Annotated in this window: 15 protein-coding genes; 12 read left to right on the forward strand and 3 right to left on the reverse strand. The window is 33.8% G+C overall.

The window, feature by feature from the left end; translation table 11 throughout:
• Positions 1-80 precede the first annotated feature (80 nt).
• The 8 genes from H8K90_RS12280 to H8K90_RS12315 all read left to right on the forward strand — a co-directional run bounded on the left by H8K90_RS12280 (position 81) and on the right by H8K90_RS12315 (position 9,980).
• Positions 81-1,274: an acetyl-CoA C-acyltransferase gene (locus H8K90_RS12280; RefSeq protein ID WP_186846284.1), complete on the forward strand. Its 1,194-nt coding sequence runs from the start codon at positions 81-83 to the stop codon at positions 1,272-1,274.
• A 27-nt stretch (positions 1,275-1,301) separates the two neighbouring features.
• Positions 1,302-3,110 carry an acyl-CoA dehydrogenase family protein gene (locus H8K90_RS12285; protein ID WP_186846285.1) on the forward strand — a complete coding sequence of 603 codons (1,809 nt, stop codon included), beginning with the start codon at positions 1,302-1,304 and terminating at the stop codon, positions 3,108-3,110.
• A 95-nt stretch (positions 3,111-3,205) separates the two neighbouring features.
• Complete coding sequence (locus H8K90_RS16900) at positions 3,206-4,813, forward strand: nuclear transport factor 2 family protein (RefSeq protein WP_222611355.1); 1,608 nt, start codon at positions 3,206-3,208, stop codon at positions 4,811-4,813.
• A gap of 59 nt (positions 4,814-4,872) precedes the next feature.
• A complete protein-coding gene (locus H8K90_RS12295; RefSeq protein ID WP_222611356.1) occupies positions 4,873-6,018 on the forward strand; it encodes a DUF6265 family protein in 1,146 nt (381 codons plus the stop codon).
• A gap of 7 nt (positions 6,019-6,025) precedes the next feature.
• On the forward strand, positions 6,026-7,372 hold the full coding sequence (locus tag H8K90_RS12300; RefSeq protein WP_186846286.1) for a M28 family peptidase: 1,347 nt from the start codon (positions 6,026-6,028) through the stop codon (positions 7,370-7,372).
• Between the two features lie 49 nt (positions 7,373-7,421).
• Complete coding sequence (locus H8K90_RS12305; protein WP_186846287.1) at positions 7,422-7,769, forward strand: hypothetical protein; 348 nt, start codon at positions 7,422-7,424, stop codon at positions 7,767-7,769.
• A 3-nt stretch (positions 7,770-7,772) separates the two neighbouring features.
• Complete coding sequence (locus tag H8K90_RS12310) at positions 7,773-9,404, forward strand: M1 family metallopeptidase (RefSeq protein ID WP_186846288.1); 1,632 nt, start codon at positions 7,773-7,775, stop codon at positions 9,402-9,404.
• Positions 9,405-9,980, forward strand: a complete 576-nt coding sequence (locus H8K90_RS12315; protein WP_186846289.1) for a YdeI/OmpD-associated family protein — start codon at positions 9,405-9,407, stop codon at positions 9,978-9,980.
• A 1-nt stretch (position 9,981) separates the two neighbouring features.
• Here H8K90_RS12315 and H8K90_RS12320 read toward each other — a convergent pair whose 3' ends face one another.
• Positions 9,982-11,439: a MoxR family ATPase gene (locus H8K90_RS12320; RefSeq protein ID WP_186846290.1), complete on the reverse strand. Its 1,458-nt coding sequence runs from the start codon at positions 11,437-11,439 to the stop codon at positions 9,982-9,984.
• An 82-nt stretch (positions 11,440-11,521) separates the two neighbouring features.
• On the reverse strand, positions 11,522-12,652 hold the full coding sequence (locus H8K90_RS12325; RefSeq protein ID WP_186846291.1) for a vWA domain-containing protein: 1,131 nt from the start codon (positions 12,650-12,652) through the stop codon (positions 11,522-11,524).
• A 210-nt stretch (positions 12,653-12,862) separates the two neighbouring features.
• Here H8K90_RS12325 and H8K90_RS12330 point away from each other — a divergent pair, with 210 nt between their 5' ends.
• The 3 genes from H8K90_RS12330 to H8K90_RS12340 all read left to right on the forward strand — a co-directional run bounded on the left by H8K90_RS12330 (position 12,863) and on the right by H8K90_RS12340 (position 18,653).
• Complete coding sequence (locus H8K90_RS12330) at positions 12,863-13,411, forward strand: PepSY domain-containing protein (protein ID WP_186846292.1); 549 nt, start codon at positions 12,863-12,865, stop codon at positions 13,409-13,411.
• Between the two features lie 75 nt (positions 13,412-13,486).
• Positions 13,487-16,681, forward strand: a complete 3,195-nt coding sequence (locus H8K90_RS12335; protein WP_186846293.1) for a VPS10 domain-containing protein — start codon at positions 13,487-13,489, stop codon at positions 16,679-16,681.
• A gap of 22 nt (positions 16,682-16,703) precedes the next feature.
• Positions 16,704-18,653, forward strand: coding sequence for a S9 family peptidase (locus H8K90_RS12340; RefSeq protein ID WP_186846294.1), 1,950 nt, complete (start codon positions 16,704-16,706; stop codon positions 18,651-18,653).
• Positions 18,654-18,716: 63 nt separating this feature from the next.
• Here H8K90_RS12340 and H8K90_RS12345 read toward each other — a convergent pair whose 3' ends face one another.
• The gene (locus tag H8K90_RS12345; RefSeq protein ID WP_186846295.1) at positions 18,717-19,394 is read right to left on the reverse strand and encodes a Crp/Fnr family transcriptional regulator; all 678 of its coding nucleotides are present in this window, start codon (positions 19,392-19,394) and stop codon (positions 18,717-18,719) included.
• 108 nt (positions 19,395-19,502) lie between these two features.
• Here H8K90_RS12345 and H8K90_RS12350 point away from each other — a divergent pair, with 108 nt between their 5' ends.
• Entirely contained in the window at positions 19,503-21,878 is a 2,376-nt protein-coding gene (locus H8K90_RS12350) for a heavy metal translocating P-type ATPase (protein ID WP_186846296.1), read from the forward strand.
• Positions 21,879-21,955 lie beyond the last annotated feature (77 nt).

Consider the following 21,955-nt stretch of genomic DNA (forward strand, 5'->3'; position numbering starts at 1 on the left):
CTTTTAGCTTTTAGCTATTGGCAAATGCAGTAAACAACACAATGCTAAAAGCCAAGAGCTAATAATTAAAAGCATAAAATATGAAAACAGCATATATAGTAAAAGCATACAGAACCGCAGTTGGTAAAGCTCCAAAAGGCGTGTTTCGTTTTAAAAGAACAGATGAATTGGCAGCAGAAACCATCAAATACATGATGAAAGAACTGCCAAATTTAGACCCAAAACGTATAGACGACGTAATTGTTGGTAACGCGATGCCAGAAGGTTCACAAGGATTAAACATGGCGCGTTTAATCTCATTAATGGGATTAGAAGTTGTTGATGTACCTGGTGTTACCGTTAACCGTTTTTGCTCCTCTGGAGTTGAAACTATTGGTATGGCAACAGCAAAAATTCAAGCCGGAATGGCAGATTGTATCATTGCAGGAGGTGCAGAAAGTATGAGTAGTGTCCCAATGACTGGTTTTAAACCAGAATTGAATTACGATGCCATTGTAAAAAATGGTCATGAAGATTATTATTGGGGAATGGGAAATACTGCCGAAGCCGTGGCAAAGCAATTCAATGTCTCTAGAGAAGATCAAGATGAATTTGCCTACAATTCGCATATGAAAGCCTTAAGAGCACAAGCCGAAAATCGTTTTCAAGATCAAATTGTACCAATAGAAGTTGAGCAAACTTATATTGATGCTAATGGAAAGAAAGCAACAAAGTCATACACAGTAACTAAAGACGAAGGACCTCGTGCAGGTACTAGCAAAGAGGCTTTAGCAAAACTAAGAGCTGTATTTGCTGCTGGTGGAAGTGTCACAGCAGGTAACTCTTCTCAAATGAGTGATGGTGCTGCCTTTGTAATGGTAATGAGCGAAGATATGGTAAAAGAATTAGGTCTTGAACCAGTTGCACGTATGGTAAATTATGCCGCTGCAGGAGTTGAACCTCGTATTATGGGAATTGGACCAGTAAAAGCGATTCCAAAAGCATTAAAACAAGCAGGTTTAAAACAAGATGATTTAGCATTAATAGAATTGAATGAAGCTTTCGCTTCGCAGTCTTTAGCAGTCATCAGAGAATTAAACTTAAATCCAGATATCATTAACGTAAATGGTGGAGCAATTGCATTAGGTCATCCATTAGGCTGTACAGGTGCAAAATTATCCGTTCAACTTTTTGATGAAATGCGTAAGCAAGACATGAAAGGTAAATATGGTGCAGTAACCATGTGTGTTGGAACTGGCCAAGGTGCTTGTGGAATATTCGAATTTTTAAATTAACAAAAGAACTTAATACAATACTATAAAATGGCAGATACAGAAAAAGATATCCTACGTGGAGGTCAATTCTTAGTAAAAGAAACAAAGTGTGAAGATGTATTTACTCCTGAAGATTTTTCAGAAGAACAAACCATGATGAAGGAATCCGTAATGGAATTCAACGAACGTGAAATAATCGCTCACAAACCAAGATTTGAAGCTAAAGATTATGCATTAACTGAAGAAGTTATGCGTAAGGCTGGTGAAATGGGCTTTTTAAGTGTTTCAGTTCCTGAAGCTTATGGAGGAATGGGAATGGGATTTGTTTCTACATGTTTAACATGTGATTACATTTCGTCTGGTACCGGATCTTTTAGTACTGCTTTTGGTGCGCACACAGGAATTGGCACCATGCCAATTACATTATATGGTACTGAGGCACAGAAACAAAAGTATGTACCAAAATTAGCTTCAGGTGAGTGGTTTGGTGCTTATTGTTTAACTGAGCCTGGAGCTGGTTCTGATGCTAATTCTGGTAAAACTACTGCCACTCTTTCTGATGATGGTAAATCATATAAAATTAATGGACAAAAAATGTGGATTTCAAACGCAGGCTTCTGTAGTTTGATGATCGTTTTTGCACGTATTGAAGACGATAAAAATATTACAGGATTTATCGTAGAATACGATGGCGATAATCCTAACGGCATTACTTTAGGTGAAGAAGAACATAAATTAGGTATTAGAGCAAGTTCTACACGTCAAGTATTTTTTAACGATACGGTTGTACCAGTTGAAAACATGTTAGCTGGTCGTGGTGAAGGGTTTAAAATTGCAATGAACGCACTTAACGTTGGTCGTATAAAGTTGGCTGCCGCTTGTTTAGATTCGCAACGTCGTATTTTAACAACAGCTGTAAATTACGCCAACGAACGTAAGCAATTTAAAACTCCTATTGCAAACTTTGGAGCCATTAAGACAAAAATAGCTGAAATGGCAGCTAGTGCTTATGCTGGTGAATCTGCAACCTATAGAGCTGCAAAAAATATTGAAGATAGAATCGCATTAAGAGTTGCCGCTGGTAATACACACCAAGAAGCAGAGCTTAAAGGTGTGGAAGAATATGCTATTGAGTGTTCTATTTTAAAAGTAGCAGTGTCCGAAGATGTACAAAATTGTGCTGACGAAGGAATCCAAATTTTTGGTGGTATGGGATTCTCTGAAGAAACGCCAATGGAAGCCGCTTGGAGAGATGCTCGTATTGCTCGAATTTATGAAGGAACTAACGAAATCAATAGAATGTTAGCTGTTGGTATGTTAGTAAAAAAGGCCATGAAAGGTCATGTAGATTTATTAGGACCTGCACAAGCTGTGCAAGAAGAATTAATGGGTATTCCATCGTTTGATACTCCAGATTATTCAGAATTATTTTCTGAAGAAAAGCAAATGATTGCAAAGCTTAAGAAAACATTCTTAATGGTTGCTGGTGGAGCTGTTCAAAAATTTGGACCGCAACTAGAAGAGCACCAACAATTACTTATTGCAGCTGCAGATATCTTAATTGAAATCTATATGGCAGAATCTGCAATTTTAAGAACTGAGAAAAATGTTAAGCGAACTAGCGAAAAAGAGCAATCTGCTCAAATAGCTATGGCAAAATTATATTTATATCACGCTGTAGATATCGTTGAAGAAAAAGGTAAAGAAAGTATTATTTCTTTTGCTGAAGGAGACGAACAACGTATGATGTTAATGGGTCTTAAACGTTTTACAAAATATACAAACTATCCAGATATTGTAGATCTACGTATTGAGATAGCTGAAAAAGTAAAAGCAGAAAATAAGTACTGCTTTTAGGTTAAGTTTAAGTTAGAAATGGAAAAAAAGTCAATTCATTAATTTGAGTTGGCTTTTTTTATTTCACTATCTTTAGTTTTTCCAAAAAACTAGTCATGAAACTATTTCAACTTATTATTCTATCATTTTTTACGTCATTTTCCTTTTCTCAATCCAATACTGAAATTTTTCTTTTCGAATTAGAAACTGATAACATAAAAATTGAGCTTAAAAACGGAATAAATATTTCTAAAAATGAAGGTTACGATAATCAGCCGTCGTTTATAGATGATAGATATATTGCCTTTGCTTCAACAAGAAATGGACAAACTGATATTGTTAAATTTGATACGCGCTATAACGCCAAAGTTTGGCTAAATTTCACAGAAGGTGGAGAATATACTCCTTTAAAAATCCCTAATAATAATGCACTATCTGCTGTTAGATTAGATAAAGATGGTAAGCAACGTTTATACAGTTATAGTTTAAGAAATGGACATTCCACAGAGCTCATTAAAGATTTGGTTGTTGCCTACTATACCTGGTATAATGAGGATATTATTGTTTCAGCAGTTATTGAAGAAGATAACTTAAACTTATATGTAAGCAACCTTAAAGATGGAACAAATGTAAAATATGCTTCTAATGTCGGACGTTCTTTTCATAAAATCCCGAATACTAATTTAGTAAGTTTTATTTCAAAAGAAAATGATAATCAATGGCAAATAAAGTCCTTAAACCCAAACACTGGAGCCGTAAAAGTCATTACTAATACTATGGCTGGTGTTGAAGATATTTGCTGGTTAAATGAAAACACCATACTTTCTGGAAAAGACGATGTACTTTACAAACTGCGATTAAAACGACATAATGACTGGAAACAAATTACGAATTTATCAACCAACAATATCACCAAAATTACGCGCTTAGCAGTTAATACTACTGCTACAAAATTGTTAATCGCTGGTGACATTGGTACGGAAACCGAGCCAACTAAAGCAGAGCCTGATGATACAACAGGTGAAAATAATGATAGTAATGAAACTACTCTAGCAACTGATACACAACCAGGAGAAATTGTTCAAAAGCATATTGAACCCTTTAATACCAGAAATCTAGATGCTTTTGCAAATGCTTTTGACGCAAATGTGGTAGTCAACAGATTTCCTAATGAAAGAATGTATTCTGGACGTAATACACTAAAGGAAAATTACAGGCAATTTTATAAAAACAATAAAAAGTCGCAAGTAAAAGTTTTAAACCGTATCGTTTTAAACAATATAGTTGTTGATGAAGAATTAGCAACTTTAAACAATACAACGAATAGACAAGTTACTATATACGAGACTGATGAGGATATTAACTCCATGACTTTTATAGGAAACTCAAAAACAACTTCTAATCCTGAGGCTATTGTAAATAAACAACTATTGGCATATAACAATAGAGATATTGAAACTTTCACAAACACATATTCAAAAGATGTAAAACTATACAGTTTCCCAAATAAATTAAATTCCGAAGGACAAGAAGCATTGCGTAAAGGTTATACCTCTTTCTTCGAAAACGTACCAGACTTAAATGCAGAAATAGTAAATCGAATTGTTCTTGGTAATAAAGTCATTGATAAAGAAAAAGTAATAATCAATGGTAAAATATATTACGCAGTCGCAATCTACGAAGTTGAAAACGGATTAATATCTAAAGTGACATTTATACAATAAAATTAAAAAATATGTCCACTATTTACATATAGTAAACGTCTTAATTATAAAGTACTCAAATGAAATATGTTATCACCAATTTATTACTAGCGATAGGCACACTATTCTACGCACAAGATAAAAAAGCTCTAGAACCAAAACTTGAAAACATTGCTTGGATTACTGGCACATGGCATGGTGAAGCTTTTGGTGGTAAAACTGAAGAAATCTGGAGCGAACCATCTGGAGGTTCTATGATGGCAACATTCAAATTAATCAATGATGGAAAAGTTACCTTTTATGAAGTCGAAGTCATCAGAGAAATTGAAAACTCATTAATTCTTCAACTCAAACATTTTGGACCAGATTTAAAGGGTTGGGAAACTAAAGAGGAAACGGTCGATTTTCCGCTTAAAGAAATTACTGAGAACAAAGTAGTCTTTGAAGGTATGTCTTTTGAAAAAGTAAATGACACGGAAATGAATGTTTATGTAGATATCAAAGATAAAGGCAAAACCGAAACCGTAAGATTTCACTATAAAAAGCAAGTTAATAAACGTAATAGCCAAATCACTACTGTAAAAAAAGCAAAAACAAACCCTGTTATCAATGGAATAGCTGATGATGCTATCTGGTCTCATACGGATTGGCTACCACTGAATGAATTATGGCTAGGTGAAGCTTACGCTAAAGACGATTTTTTTGGTCGTTACAAATTAACTTGGTCTAAGGACGCATTATATCTATTAGCCGAAATAAAAGATGACGTATTATTAGATAAAAACAGTAATCCTCTCGAAGCATGGTGGGATGATGATTGCCTTGAAATTTTTGTTGATGAAGACAACAGTGGCGGCGAACATCAATACAACCATAATGCCTTTGCTTATCATATTGCCTTGGATGGCAACGTAGTTGATATGTCAACAAAAAAAGAAGGGAAATTATATAATTCGCATATAGAGTCTAAAAGAGTTACTAAAGGCAATACTTCAATTTGGGAAGTAAAAATCTCATTATTTGATAATACATTTAAAGACGATGCTCAAAATTCACCAGTAAAACTTCATGTTGGTAAAACTATTGGCTTTGCTCTAGCCTACTGCGATAACGATAAAAGTGCAGAGCGCGAAAATTTTATTGGGTCCATTAATGTAGAAGGAGAAGACAAAAACAAAGGTTGGATTGATGCTAATATTTTCGGAACTTTAAAGCTTACAAATTAAGACTGCTATGAAATATATTATCACGCTTTTTGTTATTTTCTTTTCATTAAAATCTTTCACTCAAACCGATCAAAAAATCTATGACATAATAGATGCTATTTCAGAAGAGCGATTGCGTAACGATGTAAAAACACTTGCCGATTTTGGCACAAGGCATACGCTTAGCGACACCGTTTCACAAACACGTGGTATTGGTGCTGCTCGTCGTTGGATAAAATCGCAATTCGATAATATTTCTAAAGATTGTAATAACTGTCTTGAAGTTTTTTATCAAAGTAATTTAATTAAAAAAGGCACTAACCAGCGCATCGTAAAAGATGTCAATGTGGTTAATGTTGTTGCCATTCAACGTGGCACAAAATATCCAAACCGTTATATTATAATGAGTGGCGATATTGATTCTAGAGTATCAGACCCAACAGATTTTACTTCAGATTCACCTGGTGCGAATGATAATGCTACAGGTATGGCTGGTGCTATGGAAGCTGCAAGAGTGCTTTCTAAATATAAATTTGAAAGCAGTATTGTTTATTTAGGACTTTCAGGTGAAGAACAAGGTTTGTTTGGTGGTCAAGGTATGGCGAAATATGCACAAGATAACAACTGGGACATCATCGGAGTTTTAAATAACGATATGATTGGCAATATTTCTGGTGTTGACAGTGTTGTTGACAACCGTACTTTCAGAATTTTCTCCGAGCCTATAACAACTGCAGAAACAGATCTTGAAAAATTAGCAAGACAAGCCAGAAGTCGCCGTTTTTATGGTGGAGAGGTTGATGGCACATCTCGTCAGTTAGCGAGATACGTCTATGAAACAACTAGAACCTACATGCCAGAAATGAATCCAATGATGGTATATCGTTTAGACCGCTTTGGTCGTGGTGGACATCACAGACCTTTTAATGATGTTGGTTTCGCAGGTATTAGAATTATGGAAGCGCACGAAAATTACACACAGCAACATCAGGATATCAGAACTGAAAACGGTATTGAGTATGGAGATACCTTTGAGCATGTCAATTTCCCGTATTGTAAAAAATTAACTGCAGTTAATGCCATCACCATGGCAAGTCTCGCCTCTGCTCCACCTGCACCAACCGAAGTTGGTATTGGAGGTATTGTAGAAGCTTCTGCTAAATTAAAATGGACTAAAGTTGAAGCTGCAAAAGGTTACAAAATCTATTGGAGAGATACAACTTCACCAACTTGGAATCATAGTCGTTATTTAGAAAATGTTACTGAATTTACTCTAGATGGTATTGTTATTGATAATTTCTTCTTTGGCGTTGCAGCAGTTGGTGCAGATGGACATGAAAGCGTTGTAGTGTTTCCGAATAAAATAATTAGATAGATTTTGTCATTCCTGCGAAGACAGACATTTCTTTTAAAATTTAAATCATATGCTAAAACATATAAAATCTTTAATTCCTGAATTATTTTTAATTGCTTCAGTGATGTACTATTGGGTTTTAACGTCAAATCTTTTAAATCCTTTCGCTATTGGATTGTTAGCAATCATTGTATATCAAGTTATAAATAAAAATGCGACTTTAGGATTAATTATTTCCTCTATCGTTGCTCTTCTAACTTTGTTTATGGTATTAGCATTGATTTCAGAATTATCAGAGTTTGAAGTCGTTAATCAAAACTACAAGAATCTCATCATTTTCGGTACATTATATTTAGGGCTTACTTTACTAATGGCCGGATTGATGTTTTTTAAATATTTGAAACTAAAAATTAATTAAAAGGTGAAACATACACTAGTTATAATTTTCGTATTAATATTCTCATTTTCAGAAGCACAGTTACTTCAAGATAAAACAAATTTCACAAAACAAGATACGTTGAGAGGTAGCATCACACCAGAGCGTGAATGGTGGGATTTAACCTATTATCATCTCGATATCGAAGTCAAACCGAAAGAAAAATTTATTTCAGGAAAAAATACCATTCAATACAAAGTATTAAAACCTCATCAGGTGATGCAAATTGATTTGCAAGAACCAATGGAAATAACCAAAGTACTTCAGAATGGTAAAGAATTACAAGTTGAACATAACGGTAACGCGCATTTTATTACACTTACCGATAATCAAAATATTGGAGATATAAATTCAATTGAAGTTTACTATAAAGGCAATCCCAGAGAAGCAAAACGTGCTCCTTGGGATGGTGGTTTTTCATGGAAGAAAGATGAAAATGGTAACCATTTCATTGCTACCTCTTGCCAAGGTTTAGGTGCTAGTGTTTGGTGGCCAAACAAAGACCACATGTACGACGAAGTAGATAGTATGCTCATCAGTGTTACAAACCCAAAAGGGCTATCTAACATTTCTAATGGTCGTCTGAGAAAATTGGTAGAAAATGATAATAACACTGTAACTTCTCACTGGTTTGTAAATAACCCAATTAACAATTACGGAGTTAATGTAAATATTGGTGATTATGTCAACTTTTCTGAAGTATATGAAGGTGAAAAAGGGAAGCTAGATTTGGACTATTGGGTGCTTTCTTATAATCTTGAAAAAGCAAAAGATCATTTTAAGGATGCTCCTAAAATGATGAAAGCATTTGAACATTGGTTCGGGCCATATCCTTTTTACGAAGACAGTTTTAAACTAGTTGAAGTACCTTATTTGGGCATGGAGCATCAAAGTTCTGTTACCTATGGTAATCAATACAAAAAAGGCTATTTAGGTCATGATTTATCACAAACAGGATGGGGTTTGAAATTCGATTTCATAATCATACATGAAGCAGGTCATGAGTGGTTTGCAAACAATATCACCAACAAGGACATTGCAGATATGTGGATTCACGAAGGTTTTACAGCCTATTCTGAAAACCTCTTTTTAGACTACTATTATGGCAAAGAGGCATCTTCTGACTATGTTATTGGTACGCGCGAAAGTATTCAGAATGACAGACCATTAATTGGTGTTTACAATGTAAATAATGAAGGCTCTAGTGACATGTACTACAAAGGAGCAAATATGTTGCATACACTTCGACAGCTTATTGAAGATGACGAAAAATGGAGACAAATTCTCAGAGGTCTAAATTCAGAATTTTATCATCAAACAGTGACTACAAAACAGATAGAAGATTATATCAGTTTAAAAACTGGTATTGATTTAACCGAGTTTTTCAATCAGTATTTAAGAACCACAAAAATACCAATGCTAGAATATAAAATTGAGAACGGTGAACTAACTTACCGTTGGACAGAAATCGTTGATGGTTTTGATATGCCTATTCAAATTGAAATTGATGGAAAATCAGAATGGCTGTTTCCTAAAGCGAAATGGCAAACGAAGAAAATTAAGACTGATGCTATCAAAATTGACAGGGATTTCTATGTGAATTCAAAAAAATTATAAGTGTCAGATTTACCTGAATTATATTTCAAAACCGATACCGAATGGAGAGAATGGTTACACCAAAACCATGACACAGTAAATGGAGTTTATCTTATTTTCTATAAAGTAATACATCAAAACGATTCCATGCGTTGGGAAGAAGCTGTTAAAGTTGCGCTATGCTATGGTTGGATAGACTCTACGGTAAAAAGTTTAGGCGATGGAAAACGCAGACAATACTTCTGCCCTAGAAAACCAAAAAGCGTATGGAGTGCCCTAAACAAAACGCACATTAAAGAATTAAAGCAACAAAAGCTGATTCATAAAAGCGGACTTAATACGATTAAAATCGCTAAAGAAAATGGAAGTTGGTCTGCCTTGGATGATGTTGAAAATGGAATTATCCCAGAAGAACTTCAAAATGCATTTGATGCCAATGAAAATGCTCATATTAACTTCCTCAACTTTGCGCCTAGCTATAGAAAAAATTATTTGTATTGGTTACACCAAGCCAAACGAGACGAAACCAAACAAAAAAGAATCGCAGAGATAATTAAACTCTGCGATGCTAATGTTAAAAGTCGTGATTCGTGGTAAATTACAACCCACTAATATAACTTCCGTAAGGATCTTTAAATTGTAACCCTTCAGAAAAACGATATTTACTCAGTTTCTTAAATTGCGTTAGACCCCAAAGAATAAATTCTTTTTCAAAATACACATCATTTGCATCTATACTTGGTTGATAATCTGCAATCAATTTGTCTAAAGGTTTTACTTCATCTAATTTAGATTTATAAGTCGAGTCATCAAATTCATCTAACAATTCAAAACCATCACCATTAAAGAACCAAGAAATTAAATCATCATAAGGTGTTTCTTCTCCTTGTTTTTCAAGCTTTTCAACTTTAGGAAAGTATTCGGGAAATAAAGTTTTAATAGCATTATTTAATAATTCATTAGCAACATAATCAGCACCTTCTTGCTCTCCTTCATAGACAAGTTCTACTTTACCTGTTATAGCCGGAATTATACCAATAAAATCAGATAAACGTATTGTTGTTTTCTCATCACCTGAGAGTAATGCTCGTCGTTCCGCTGTACTTAGTAAATTTTCAAATGCTGTAATGCTCATTCTAGCACTTACACCACTCTTTACATCTACATATTCGCTTTCTCTAGCTTCAAAACTAATTTGTTCTAAAAGGTCTTTTGCTAAATCTGGTACATAAACGGATTCTGATTGTCTAGAATCTAATTTTGCCTCTTGAGATGTAATTGTTCTGGCTATATCTACCGACTCTGGATAATGCGTTAAAATTTGAGAACCAATTCTATCCTTTAATGGTGTAACAATACTTCCTCTATTGGTATAATCTTCAGGATTTGCTGTAAAGACAAACTGCATATCTAATGGCAAACGCAATTTAAATCCTCTAATTTGAATATCCCCTTCTTGTAAAATATTGAAAAGTGCCACTTGAATTCGGGCTTGTAAATCTGGCAATTCATTAATCACAAAAATGCAACGATTAGCCCTTGGAATCATTCCGTAATGAATTACGCGATCATCCGCATAACTTAATTTTAAATTTGCTGCTTTTATCGGATCAACATCACCAATTATATCGGCAACGGTTACATCTGGTGTGGCTAATTTTTCAGCAAAACGCTCATCTCGGTGTAACCAAATGATTGGCGTATCATCACCTTTTTCTTTGATTAATTCTTTGGCAAATCTGGATATCGGTTGTAAAGGGTCATCATTTATTTCAGAACCATCTACAACTGGAATATACTCATCCAACAAATTCACCATCATACGTGCTAATCGGGTTTTCGCTTGACCTCGTAATCCTAATAAATTAATATTATGTCTAGACAAAATCGCACGTTCTAATTCTGGAATCACAGTATTTTCATAACCGTGAATGCCTTCAAACGTATTGACTTTATTTTTTATATTTTCAATGAGATTATCCCTCAATTCATCTTTTATAGATTTCGATTTATAACCTGCTTTTTTTAGTTCTCCGAGTGTTTTTATATCTTTCATTTTATAGCTTTTGGCTATTAGCTTTTAGCTATTAACCGGCTCGTTTGAGCTAAAGGTTAACACCTAAACACTAAAAGCTTTTTTATCCTTTAATTCTTTTCTTTCTATTGTTTTCGTAATCTTCAAAAATCATTTCACCCAACCCTTTCAAACCTGTATAGAATGCCTTACCTCTATTTGCTTGTGTAAATTCTCTAATAAACTGCATTAAATATGGATCTTCAGCAATCATAAATGTGGTAATTGGAATATGCAAACGTCTCGCCTGTTGCGCCATAGCATAACACTTATTGGTAATAAACGGATCTAACCCATTACTGTTTTTATAATACTGACCATCTGGCATACGTAAACAACTTGGCTTACCATCTGTTATCATAAAAATCTGCTTATTGGTGTTTCGCTTTCGTCGCAACATATCCATGGCTAATTGTAATCCAGCGACAGTATTTGTATGGTAAGGTCCTACTTTTAAATAGGGCAATTCTTTAATTTTAATTGGCCAAGCATCATTTCCAAAAACCAAAATCTCTAGAGTATCCTTGGGGTAGCGAGTAGTTATTAGTTCTGCTAATGCCATTGCTACTTTTTTAGCAGGAGTAATACGGTCTTCACCATATAGAATCATACTATGACTAATATCGATCATTAATACTGTACTCATTTGGCTTTTATGAAGCGTTTCTTCAACCACCAAATCATCTTCTGTTAGACTAAAATCACCAATACCATTATTTATTTGTGCATTTCTAATGCTTTCTGTCATTGAGACTTTATCTAAATTATCTCCAAATTGATACCCTCTAAAATCACCTGTATGTTCGTCGCCTAGTCCTACTCCTTTACTTTTATGGTTGCCTGTACCACTTCGTTTAATTTTTCCGAAAATATGATCCAGAGCTTGTTGCCTAATGGCGCGCTCAGTTTTGGCCGTAATTTTAATATCTCCATCACCTGTTCCATTAGGATCAATCTCTTCGCGTATGTAACCTTTATTCTTTAAGTCTTCAATAAAATCATCAATGGTATATTCTGGAGTCGTTAATTTATATTCTTTATCTAATTGACGCAACCAATCAATAGCTTCGTCAAAATCACCAGAAGTATATGTAATTAGTTCCTTAAAAATCTCAAAGAGTTTTTCGAAAGGCGATTGATTTGGCGCTTCGTAGGTTTTAAATACGAATCCCGATTTTTTTATTTTTTTTTTCATAGCTATGTAAAAATAACGCTTTTCATAATGTAATATTTACATAATTTCTATTCTAACATTTTATTAACGCCTCCTAATTCCTAATTAAGAGTTTAACTAATTTACAAAAGCAATTTTAAATCTACATGAATACGTTAACAAGAGTTTAAGATTTCGTTAATGCAAGATTACATACTTTAGTAAACATATTATTTTTCTTAATATTTAGCCTTGAGACAAAAGAGAAAACAACTAGCCAAAACATCTAGAACTTATAGGAAATTGCATCGAGCTATTGCTATTCCATTGGTTGTTTTTATGTTTTTATTAGGTGCAACTGGATTGCTTCTTACCTGGAAAGATCAATTACAATTTAAACCTAGTACTCAAACTATTAATGCTAATAATAGAGTTTTAATTTCTTTAGATAAAATAAAATCTAATGCCATAGCGTATATTGACTCTCTCAATTTATCATCTGAAATTAATAGAATAGACTACAGACCGAGTAAAGGTGTTGCTAAAGTGAGATTCGAAAATCATTTTACGGAGTTACAAGTAGATTGTTACACCGGAAAGATAATTTCAGAAAAAACGAGAACCGCAGATGTTATTGAAATGATACATGATGGCTCTATCATTGATTTTCTGTTTAAAAACCAGTCTACACCAGTAAAATTTATGTACTCTACAATTACATCTTTAGGATTAATGCTATTATCATTTAGTGGATTCTGGTTATGGATAAAACCAAAGCAGATTAAAAAATTAAAAGAATAAAGCATTAACATCTCTTTTAGAATTCTAAAGATTCTTTTCATTAATTTTAAGCATTAGTTAAACAACTTTAAAATAATGAAAAAATTATCCACACTCGTTATGCTATTCTGCATAACACTTCTCTCTGCACAAGAATTTTCAATGGACATGGTTAAAAACATGAAACCGAGGAACATAGGTCCTGGTGGTATGTCTGGTCGTGTTACTGCTATTGATGTTGTTACAAATAATCCAGACGTCATGTATGTAGGTACAGCTTCTGGTGGACTTTGGAAGTCAACTTCTGGTGGTATTAAATGGGAACCAATTTTTGATAAGGAAGTAACAGCTTCTATTGGAGCTGTTGAAATTCAGCAATCTAATCCTAGTGTGATTTGGGTCGGCACAGGAGAAGGAAATCCACGTAACTCATTAAACGGCGGCTATGGCGTTTATAAATCTTTAGATGGTGGTAAATCTTGGATGGCAATGGGCCTAGAGAAAACGAGACATATTCACAGAATAATTGTTGACCCAACTAATCCAGATGTTGTTTATGTTGGCGCTATTGGTTCTCCATGGGGAGAACATCCTGAACGTGGTGTTTTTAAAACTACAGATGGCGGAAAAACGTGGAATAAAATATTATTTACAAATAACAAAACTGGTGTTGCCGATTTGGTAATGGATCCTACAAATCCTAACAAATTAATTGCTGCCATGTGGGAACACAAAAGAGACCCATGGTTCTTCAATTCTGGTGGCGAAGGTTCTGGCCTACACATTACACACGATGGCGGTAAAACATGGAAAAAAATTACTGAAGATGATGGTTTTCCAAAAGGAAATCTTGGTAGAATTGGAGTGGCAATTGCGCCAAACAAACCAAATATAATTTATGCTTTAGTAGAAGCAAAAAAGAATGCATTATATAAAAGTGAAGATGGTGGTTTTAAATGGAAAATGATCAATAATAAGAGTGATATTGGCAATCGACCATTCTACTATTCTGAAATTTATGTAGATCCTCAAAACGAAAATCGTGTGTATTCTGTTTTTACCTATGTAAATGTTTCTGAAGATGGTGGCAAAAATTTCACACAACTGATGCCAGCTTATGGCGTAGATAATGGAATTCATCCAGACCATCATGCTTGGTGGATTCATCCAGAAAATGGCGATTTTATGTTAGATGGTAATGATGGTGGCATGAATATTACCAAAGATGGCGGTAAAACTTGGAGGTTTATTGGTAATTTACCAGTGGCACAGTTCTACCATATTAACGTAGATAATGACTATCCTTATAATGTTTATGGAGGTATGCAAGATAACGGTTCTTGGCGAGGGCCTGCTTACGTTTGGCGTGCGCAAGGCATAAGAAACAGTTATTGGCAAGAAATTAGTTTTGGTGATGGTTTTGATGTCATTCCAGATAGAGATGATTCTCGTTACGGTTGGACCATGAGCCAACAAGGCTACGTAAGTCGTTACGATTGGCAAACAGGAAATAATTACGGTGTTAGACCAACGCATCCAGATCCAGATGTAGAATTACGTTTTAATTGGAATTCTGCTATTAACATAGATCCATTTGATAACAGTACCATCTATTTCGGCAGTCAATTTGTGCATAAATCTACTGATAAAGGTGAAACTTGGACAGTCATTTCACCAGATTTGAGTACTAATGATCCTGAAAAATTAAAACAAGCCGAGAGTGGTGGATTAACTATGGATGCCACTGGAGCAGAAAACCACTGTACTGTGCTAGTTGTAGAACCATCACCTGTTGAAAAAGATATGCTTTGGGCTGGTACAGATGACGGACGCGTGCATTATACAACCGATGGAGGAAATAATTGGATTGAGGTCTCTAAAAACATTAAAGATTTACCAAAAGGAAGTTGGGTAGCTCAGATAAAAGCATCTGATAAAAATAAAGGAGAAGCACTTTTAATTGCCAACGACTATAGACGTTTTAACTATACACCTTATGCATACAGAACTAAAAACTATGGTAAAACATGGGAGCGCATTGTAGATGAAAATGATGTACAGAGTTACACTTTATCTATTATTGAAGATTTAGAAGTACCAAATCTAATGTTCTTAGGTACTGATGATGGTTTATATGTATCCCTAAATGCAGGTGAGAAATGGACAAAATGGACTGAAGGTTTTCCAACAACTTCGGTTAAAGATTTAGTTATTCATCCAAGAGAAAATGATTTAGTAATTGGTACATTTGGTCGAGCTGCTTGGGTTTTAGATGACATTAGACCTTTACGCGATATGGCTAAAAATAGTGACGTATTGACCTCTAATATTAAATTATTTGATCCACCAACAGCCTACCAAGCTGCATACCAACAACCAACAGGAAGTCGTTTTGGAGCAGATGCCACCTACCATGGTGAAAATCGTGGCGGAGGAGCGCGTTTTTCTTATTTGTTTAACAAAAAGGAACAACCTAAAAAAGAAAAAAAGGACAACGAAAAAGATGATTCTGAAAAGAAGGAAGTAAAAGTTAAATGGGATTCATTAACACTAAAATTATATGATGGAACGCGTTTAATTAGAACCTTAAAAACCAAGGCACCAAAAGAAAATGGTATTCATAAATGGACTTGGTATATGGATGAAGCTGGTGTTAGCAGACCATCTCGTAGAATTAGAAAACAAACCAGAGAACCAGGAGGAGTAAGTGTAAAACCTGGAACTTATAAAGCTGTTTTACATTATGGAGACCAAATGTCTGAAACGACTATAAAAGTTGAATCAGATCCAAGATTAAATGTTTCACAAAAGAATATAGACGAAGTTTATGCTGCTGCAAAAGAATTAGAAAAAATGCAAGAAACTTTAGCTGATGCTTCTAAACAGCTTATAGAAAGTAAAGATATTGCTTCAAAATATCAGAAAGATTTATCTCAACTTGATAAGGAAAAATATAAAGAGGAAATAAAATCTTCTAAAGCAATTGTAAAATCGTTAGATAGTTTAATTGACAAATACTTTGGAAAAATTGATAAACGCCAAGGGATTACAAGAAACCCTGAAGTAACTGCTCTGCAACGATTAAGAACCGCGACTGGTTATATTTACGGAAGCCAAACAGGCTTAACTTCTACAGAAACTACATTAATAAAACATGCAAAAGATGCTGTAAATAAGCTATTAGGAGAAACCAATAGTTTCTTTAATAAAGAATGGACAGATTATCAAAATAATATGAAGTTGATAAAAATGGACCCATTTAAGGAAACAAAAACTTTTGGGATAGATTAGTAACAATCAAAAAACAAATATTATGAAAGCACAACTTTTTACTTTATGTATTTTGCTTTTTGTGTTGTCTTGTAAAGATGACACTAAAAGTGATACAATTACACAAAGAGACGTTAAAAATTATACCATAAAACAATTTATGGATAATGAAGCCGTTAGTGGTGGCAGTTTTTCACCAGACAATAGTACACTGTTAATTTCTAGTAATCGTTCTGGTATTTATAATGTCTATACCATACCGACAACAGGTGGTGAAATGACTCCTATTACTGCATCAGATAGTACTTCATACTTTGCTAATGCCTATTTTCCAGACGATAATAGAATGTTGTTGAGTGCTGATGGCAATGGAGACGAAATTGATCATTTATTTGTTAGGGAAATAAATGGAGTCATTAAAGATATTACACCTGTTGAAGGTGCAAAGGCAAACTTTTATGGTTGGTCTAAAGACGACAAGCATCTTTATTACGGTTCTAATAAACGAGACCCACGTTTTTTTGACGTTTACAAAATGTCTATTGAAGATTATTCATCAGAATTATTATACCAAAATAATGATGGAATGGATTTTAGTGGCATGTCTGAAGACGAAAACTATTTTGCTCTATCAAAAACCATAAACACCAACGATAGCGATCTATTTGTTTATGATGCCAAAACCAAGGAAACCATTAAAATAAACGATAATCTTAGTGGTAATTCTGCACAAGATTTTTCTAAGGATAATTCAAAATTCTACTATACGACTGATGATGGCTCAGAATTCTCATACCTCATGTCTTATAATTTTGAAACAAAAGAGAAGAAAAAGGAAATAGAAAAATCTTGGGATATAATGGGAAGCGGCTTTACTTCAGAAGGAACTTATATGGTAGTTTACGTTAACGAAGATGGAAAAAATGCCATAGAAGTTTTAGACGCTAAAACAATGAAGCCAATTGAATTACCAGATTTTGAAGAAAAAAGTATAACTAGTGTAGGCTTTAGTGACGATGAAAAATGGATGCGTATGTATGTTGGAGGCTCTAATACTCCATCTAATTTATATACCTATAATTTTGAAACGAAGAAACAACATAAATTAACAGATGTTCTTAATGATGAAATAAATTCAGAGGACTTGGTAACAGCTAAAGTAATTCGTTACAAATCTTTTGATGGAGTTGAAATTCCAGCTATATATTATTTACCTCATCAGGCTTCAGCAGAAAATAAAGTGCCTGCAATGGTATGGGTACATGGAGGTCCTGGAGGGCAAACACGTCAAAACTTTAGTTCTTTAATCCAGTATATGGTTAATCAAGGTTATGCCGTTTTAGCTGTAAACAATCGTGGAAGTAGCGGCTATGGTAAAACCTTTTATCAAATGGATGATAAAAACCATGGAGAAAAGGATTTGCAAGACTGTGTAGAAGGTAAAAACTGGTTAGCGACTCAGCCAGAAATTGACGGTGATAAAATTGGTATTATAGGAGGCTCATATGGTGGTTATATGACTATGGCTGCCTTAACCTATGCACCAGAAGAATTTGATGTTGGTGTTAATCTTTTTGGTGTAACCAACTGGATGCGTACCCTAAAAAGTATTCCTCCTTATTGGGAATCGTTTAGAGAAGCACTTTATGATGAGTTAGGTGATCCTTTTTCAGCAGACTCTGTAAGGCTCAAAAAGATTTCACCATTATTTCATACCGATAAAGTTACTAAGCCTTTAATAGTTTTACAAGGCTCAAAAGATCCAAGAGTTTTACAAGTAGAGTCGGATGAAATCGTTGCTGGAGTTAGAAAAAATGGAGTGCCAGTAGAATATGTTTTATTTGAGGATGAAGGGCACGGATTTATAAAAAAGGAAAACCAAATTGAAGCTTATAGCAAAATCATTGAGTTTTTAGATGTTCATTTAAAAAAGGAAAACGAAGCCATTGATGGCAAAACACCTTCAGAAAAAATAGAAACGGAATCTAAATAAACTAGTTAAAAAAAAGGCTGTCTTAAAATTAAAAGACAGCCTTTTTAATTATAATATCACTAATTACTCTATTCTTTTGAGTTCATTTTCGTCTTCTATTTTAATTTTTTTTCCGGCTGTAGAAATAAGTCCGTCTTTTTTAAATTGTGAAAGAATTCGAATAGTTGATTCTGTTGCAGTACCAACAATACTCGCATAATCTTCTCGAGACAGTACAATGCTTAAATAACCGTCATTATCTGTACCAAAATTCTTTTCGATATATAATAAAGTTTCTGCCAAACGCTGCTTTACGGATTTCTGAGCCATATTTACCAAAGAATCATCGGCATCTTTTAGCTCATGAGCCATATCCTTTAAAACATCCATAGTGAATTTTGGATTCTTATTTAAATCTAACATTATTTCACTTTTGGGTATAAAACACATTTCCATATCATTTAAGGCCACAGCACTTAAGTTTGTACTCTCATTACTAATTAACGAACGTTTACCCAATAGCTCTCCTTTAACAATTAGTTTTACAACTTGGTCTTTTCCGTTTTCACTCAGTTTAGTTAATTTACAAACTCCATCTCTTATACAAAATACTCCATTTAGTGTTTCCCCTTCTTCAAAAATAACATCTCCTTTTTTGTAATGCTTACCTGTTTTGCATGCAGAAACTCTTATTAATTCCTCCTTAGTTAAGGTCTTAAGAGCATTAAATTCTTTAACTATACATTGTTCGCACTTACTCATTTTAATTGACTTGGTATCTCTGTAAATATAATAATTACATGACAAATATCATATTTTATAAACCAAGCAATTGTGACATTTGTTACAGGTATAAATGAGCAAATTTAAATGGAACACAATACTTGTTTTCATTGCGGAGATGACTGTGGTAGTCAACCTATTACATTTCAAGAGAAATCATTCTGCTGCAATGGCTGTAAAACCGTTTTCGAAATTTTTAATGAAAATGACTTAACGTGTTATTACGACTTACAGAATTCACCAGGTGCTATTCCTAAAGAAATTGAAGGTAAATACGATTTTCTATCTCAAGACAATATTATAGAAAAACTTACGGAATTTAGAAGCGATTCTATAGAAATCGTAACCTTGTACATTCCACATATTCACTGTAGTTCTTGTATTTGGATACTTGAAAACCTCAACAAACTCAATCCAAATATTTCGGACTCACAGGTCAATTTTGGAAAGAAAACAGTACGAATTACTTATAATTCTGAAACAACGGATTTAAAACCTGTAGTCCTGCTATTAAGTTCAATTGGTTATGAACCTTATATTAGTTTAGACGATTTTAAATCTGGAAAACAACATATTAATCGAACCCTAATTTATAAACTTGGAGTGGCTGCTTTTGGATTTGGAAACATTATGTTTTTATCATTTCCTGAGTATTTTGAAGTAAATGAATATTGGTTAGAACAGTACAAACCAGTGTTTCGTTGGTTAATGTTTGCTCTCTCATTACCAGTTGTATTTTACTCAGCTCAAGATTACTTTATTTCAGCATTTAAAGGTTTAAAAGCTAAATTACTAAATATAGATGTACCCATTGCATTGGGTATTTCTGTATTGTTTATAAGAAGTACTGTTGAAATTATTTTTGATTTAGGTTCTGGTTTTTTTGATAGTTTGGCTGGTTTAGTTTTCTTTCTTTTAGTTGGAAAATTCTTTCAGCAAAAAACTTATGACTTCTTATCCTTTGAGCGCGATTACAAATCTTACTTTCCAATTGCAATTACAAAAATTGATAAGAATGGAATTGAAAATTCTATACAGGTTTATGATATCGAAAAAGGTGACCGTATTTTAATTAGAAATGAGGAATTAATTCCTGTTGATGGTATTTTAATTAATGGAAACGCTAAAATAGACTACAGTTTTGTTACTGGCGAATCTCAAACCGTTTCTAAACAATCAGGTGACAAACTCTTTGCTGGTGGTAAACAAACTCAGGGAGTAATAGAAATGGAAGCTCTAAAATCTGTTGAGCAAAGTTACCTTACTCAATTATGGAGTAACGACGTTTTTAATAAAAATAAGGAGGATGGCTTTACCAATATAACTAATACCATAAGTAAGCATTTCACTATTGCTATTTTATCTATTTCTGTAATTGCAACTGCTTTTTGGTTAATTACAGATAGTACAAAAGCCATGAATGTTTTTACAGCAGTTTTAATTATTGCTTGCCCTTGTGCAATAGCCCTTTCTGCACCTTTTACCTTTGGAAACTTATTAAGAATCTTTGGTAAGCAAAAATTTTATGTAAAAAATGCGAGCGTTATTGAACAACTCGCCAAAATAAATACAGTAATTTTTGATAAAACCGGAACCATAACTTCTAATAAACATAGTAATGCCGAATATGATGGTGATCTGTTATCAGATTCTGAAAATTTAGTACTTAAAAACTCATTAAGAGGTTCTAACCATCCATTAAGTAGAACGTTATATAATGTTTTAAAGGAAAATAATATTGTTATTCTGGATGCCTTTGAAGAACACATTGGCAAAGGTATTGAAGCAAAGCATAAGGCTGTAAATATGAAAATTGGTTCGGCCAGTTTTGTTGGCAATCCCAATGAAACAACAGTTTTAAATACGACTGTCCACATAAGTAGTAATAATGTTTATAAAGGAAAATTTACATTTTATAATAGTTACCGAAAAGGTGTTTCAAAATTATTTAATCAATTAAAACAACAGTTTGATTTGGTTATCCTTTCTGGTGATAATGAAGGTGAACGCGAAAATTTAAAAAAATTACTTCCAGCTAAAACCAAACTCATTTTTAACCAAAAACCAGAAGATAAGCTCGATTTTATAAAATATCATCAATCTGAAGGCGCAAAAGTTTTGATGATTGGCGATGGATTAAATGATGCTGGAGCCTTGGCGCAAAGTGATGTTGGTATTGCCATTTCCGAAGATGTAAATGTCTTCTCACCAGCTTGTGATGCTATTTTAGATGCTACAAAATTTAAAGAATTGTTTTCTTACATAAAGGCCTCTAAATCGGCAATAAAAATTATTAAATGGAGCTTTCTGCTTTCATTTATATATAACGTCATAGGATTATACTTTGCCGTAACTGGGCAATTAGAGCCCGTTGTTGCAGCGATCCTTATGCCTTTAAGTTCTATTAGTATTGTAGTTTTTACAACAATTGCAACAAACGTTTTAGGCAAACGATTAAAATAATTAAAAAATCATCAAACATGATAATAGTCATGTTTTAAAAATAGGTACACTACTATTTTTGTACCATAACTTCAGTA

The organism is Winogradskyella echinorum (genome assembly GCF_014297365.1).
GTDB classification, from domain to species: Bacteria; Bacteroidota; Bacteroidia; order Flavobacteriales; family Flavobacteriaceae; genus Winogradskyella; species Winogradskyella echinorum.

Coding starts and splice junctions, on each gene's coding strand:
- H8K90_RS12280 (WP_186846284.1), top strand. CDS start 81: ATGAAAACAGCATATATAGTAAAAGCATACAGAACCGCAGTTGGTAAA.
- H8K90_RS12285 (WP_186846285.1), top strand. CDS start 1,302: ATGGCAGATACAGAAAAAGATATCCTACGTGGAGGTCAATTCTTAGTA.
- H8K90_RS16900 (WP_222611355.1), top strand. CDS start 3,206: ATGAAACTATTTCAACTTATTATTCTATCATTTTTTACGTCATTTTCC.
- H8K90_RS12295 (WP_222611356.1), top strand. CDS start 4,873: ATGAAATATGTTATCACCAATTTATTACTAGCGATAGGCACACTATTC.
- H8K90_RS12300 (WP_186846286.1), top strand. CDS start 6,026: ATGAAATATATTATCACGCTTTTTGTTATTTTCTTTTCATTAAAATCT.
- H8K90_RS12305 (WP_186846287.1), top strand. CDS start 7,422: ATGCTAAAACATATAAAATCTTTAATTCCTGAATTATTTTTAATTGCT.
- H8K90_RS12320 (WP_186846290.1), bottom strand. CDS start 11,439: ATGAAAGATATAAAAACACTCGGAGAACTAAAAAAAGCAGGTTATAAA.
- H8K90_RS12325 (WP_186846291.1), bottom strand. CDS start 12,652: ATGAAAAAAAAAATAAAAAAATCGGGATTCGTATTTAAAACCTACGAA.
- H8K90_RS12335 (WP_186846293.1), top strand. CDS start 13,487: ATGAAAAAATTATCCACACTCGTTATGCTATTCTGCATAACACTTCTC.
- H8K90_RS12340 (WP_186846294.1), top strand. CDS start 16,704: ATGAAAGCACAACTTTTTACTTTATGTATTTTGCTTTTTGTGTTGTCT.
- H8K90_RS12345 (WP_186846295.1), bottom strand. CDS start 19,394: ATGAGTAAGTGCGAACAATGTATAGTTAAAGAATTTAATGCTCTTAAG.
- H8K90_RS12350 (WP_186846296.1), top strand. CDS start 19,503: ATGGAACACAATACTTGTTTTCATTGCGGAGATGACTGTGGTAGTCAA.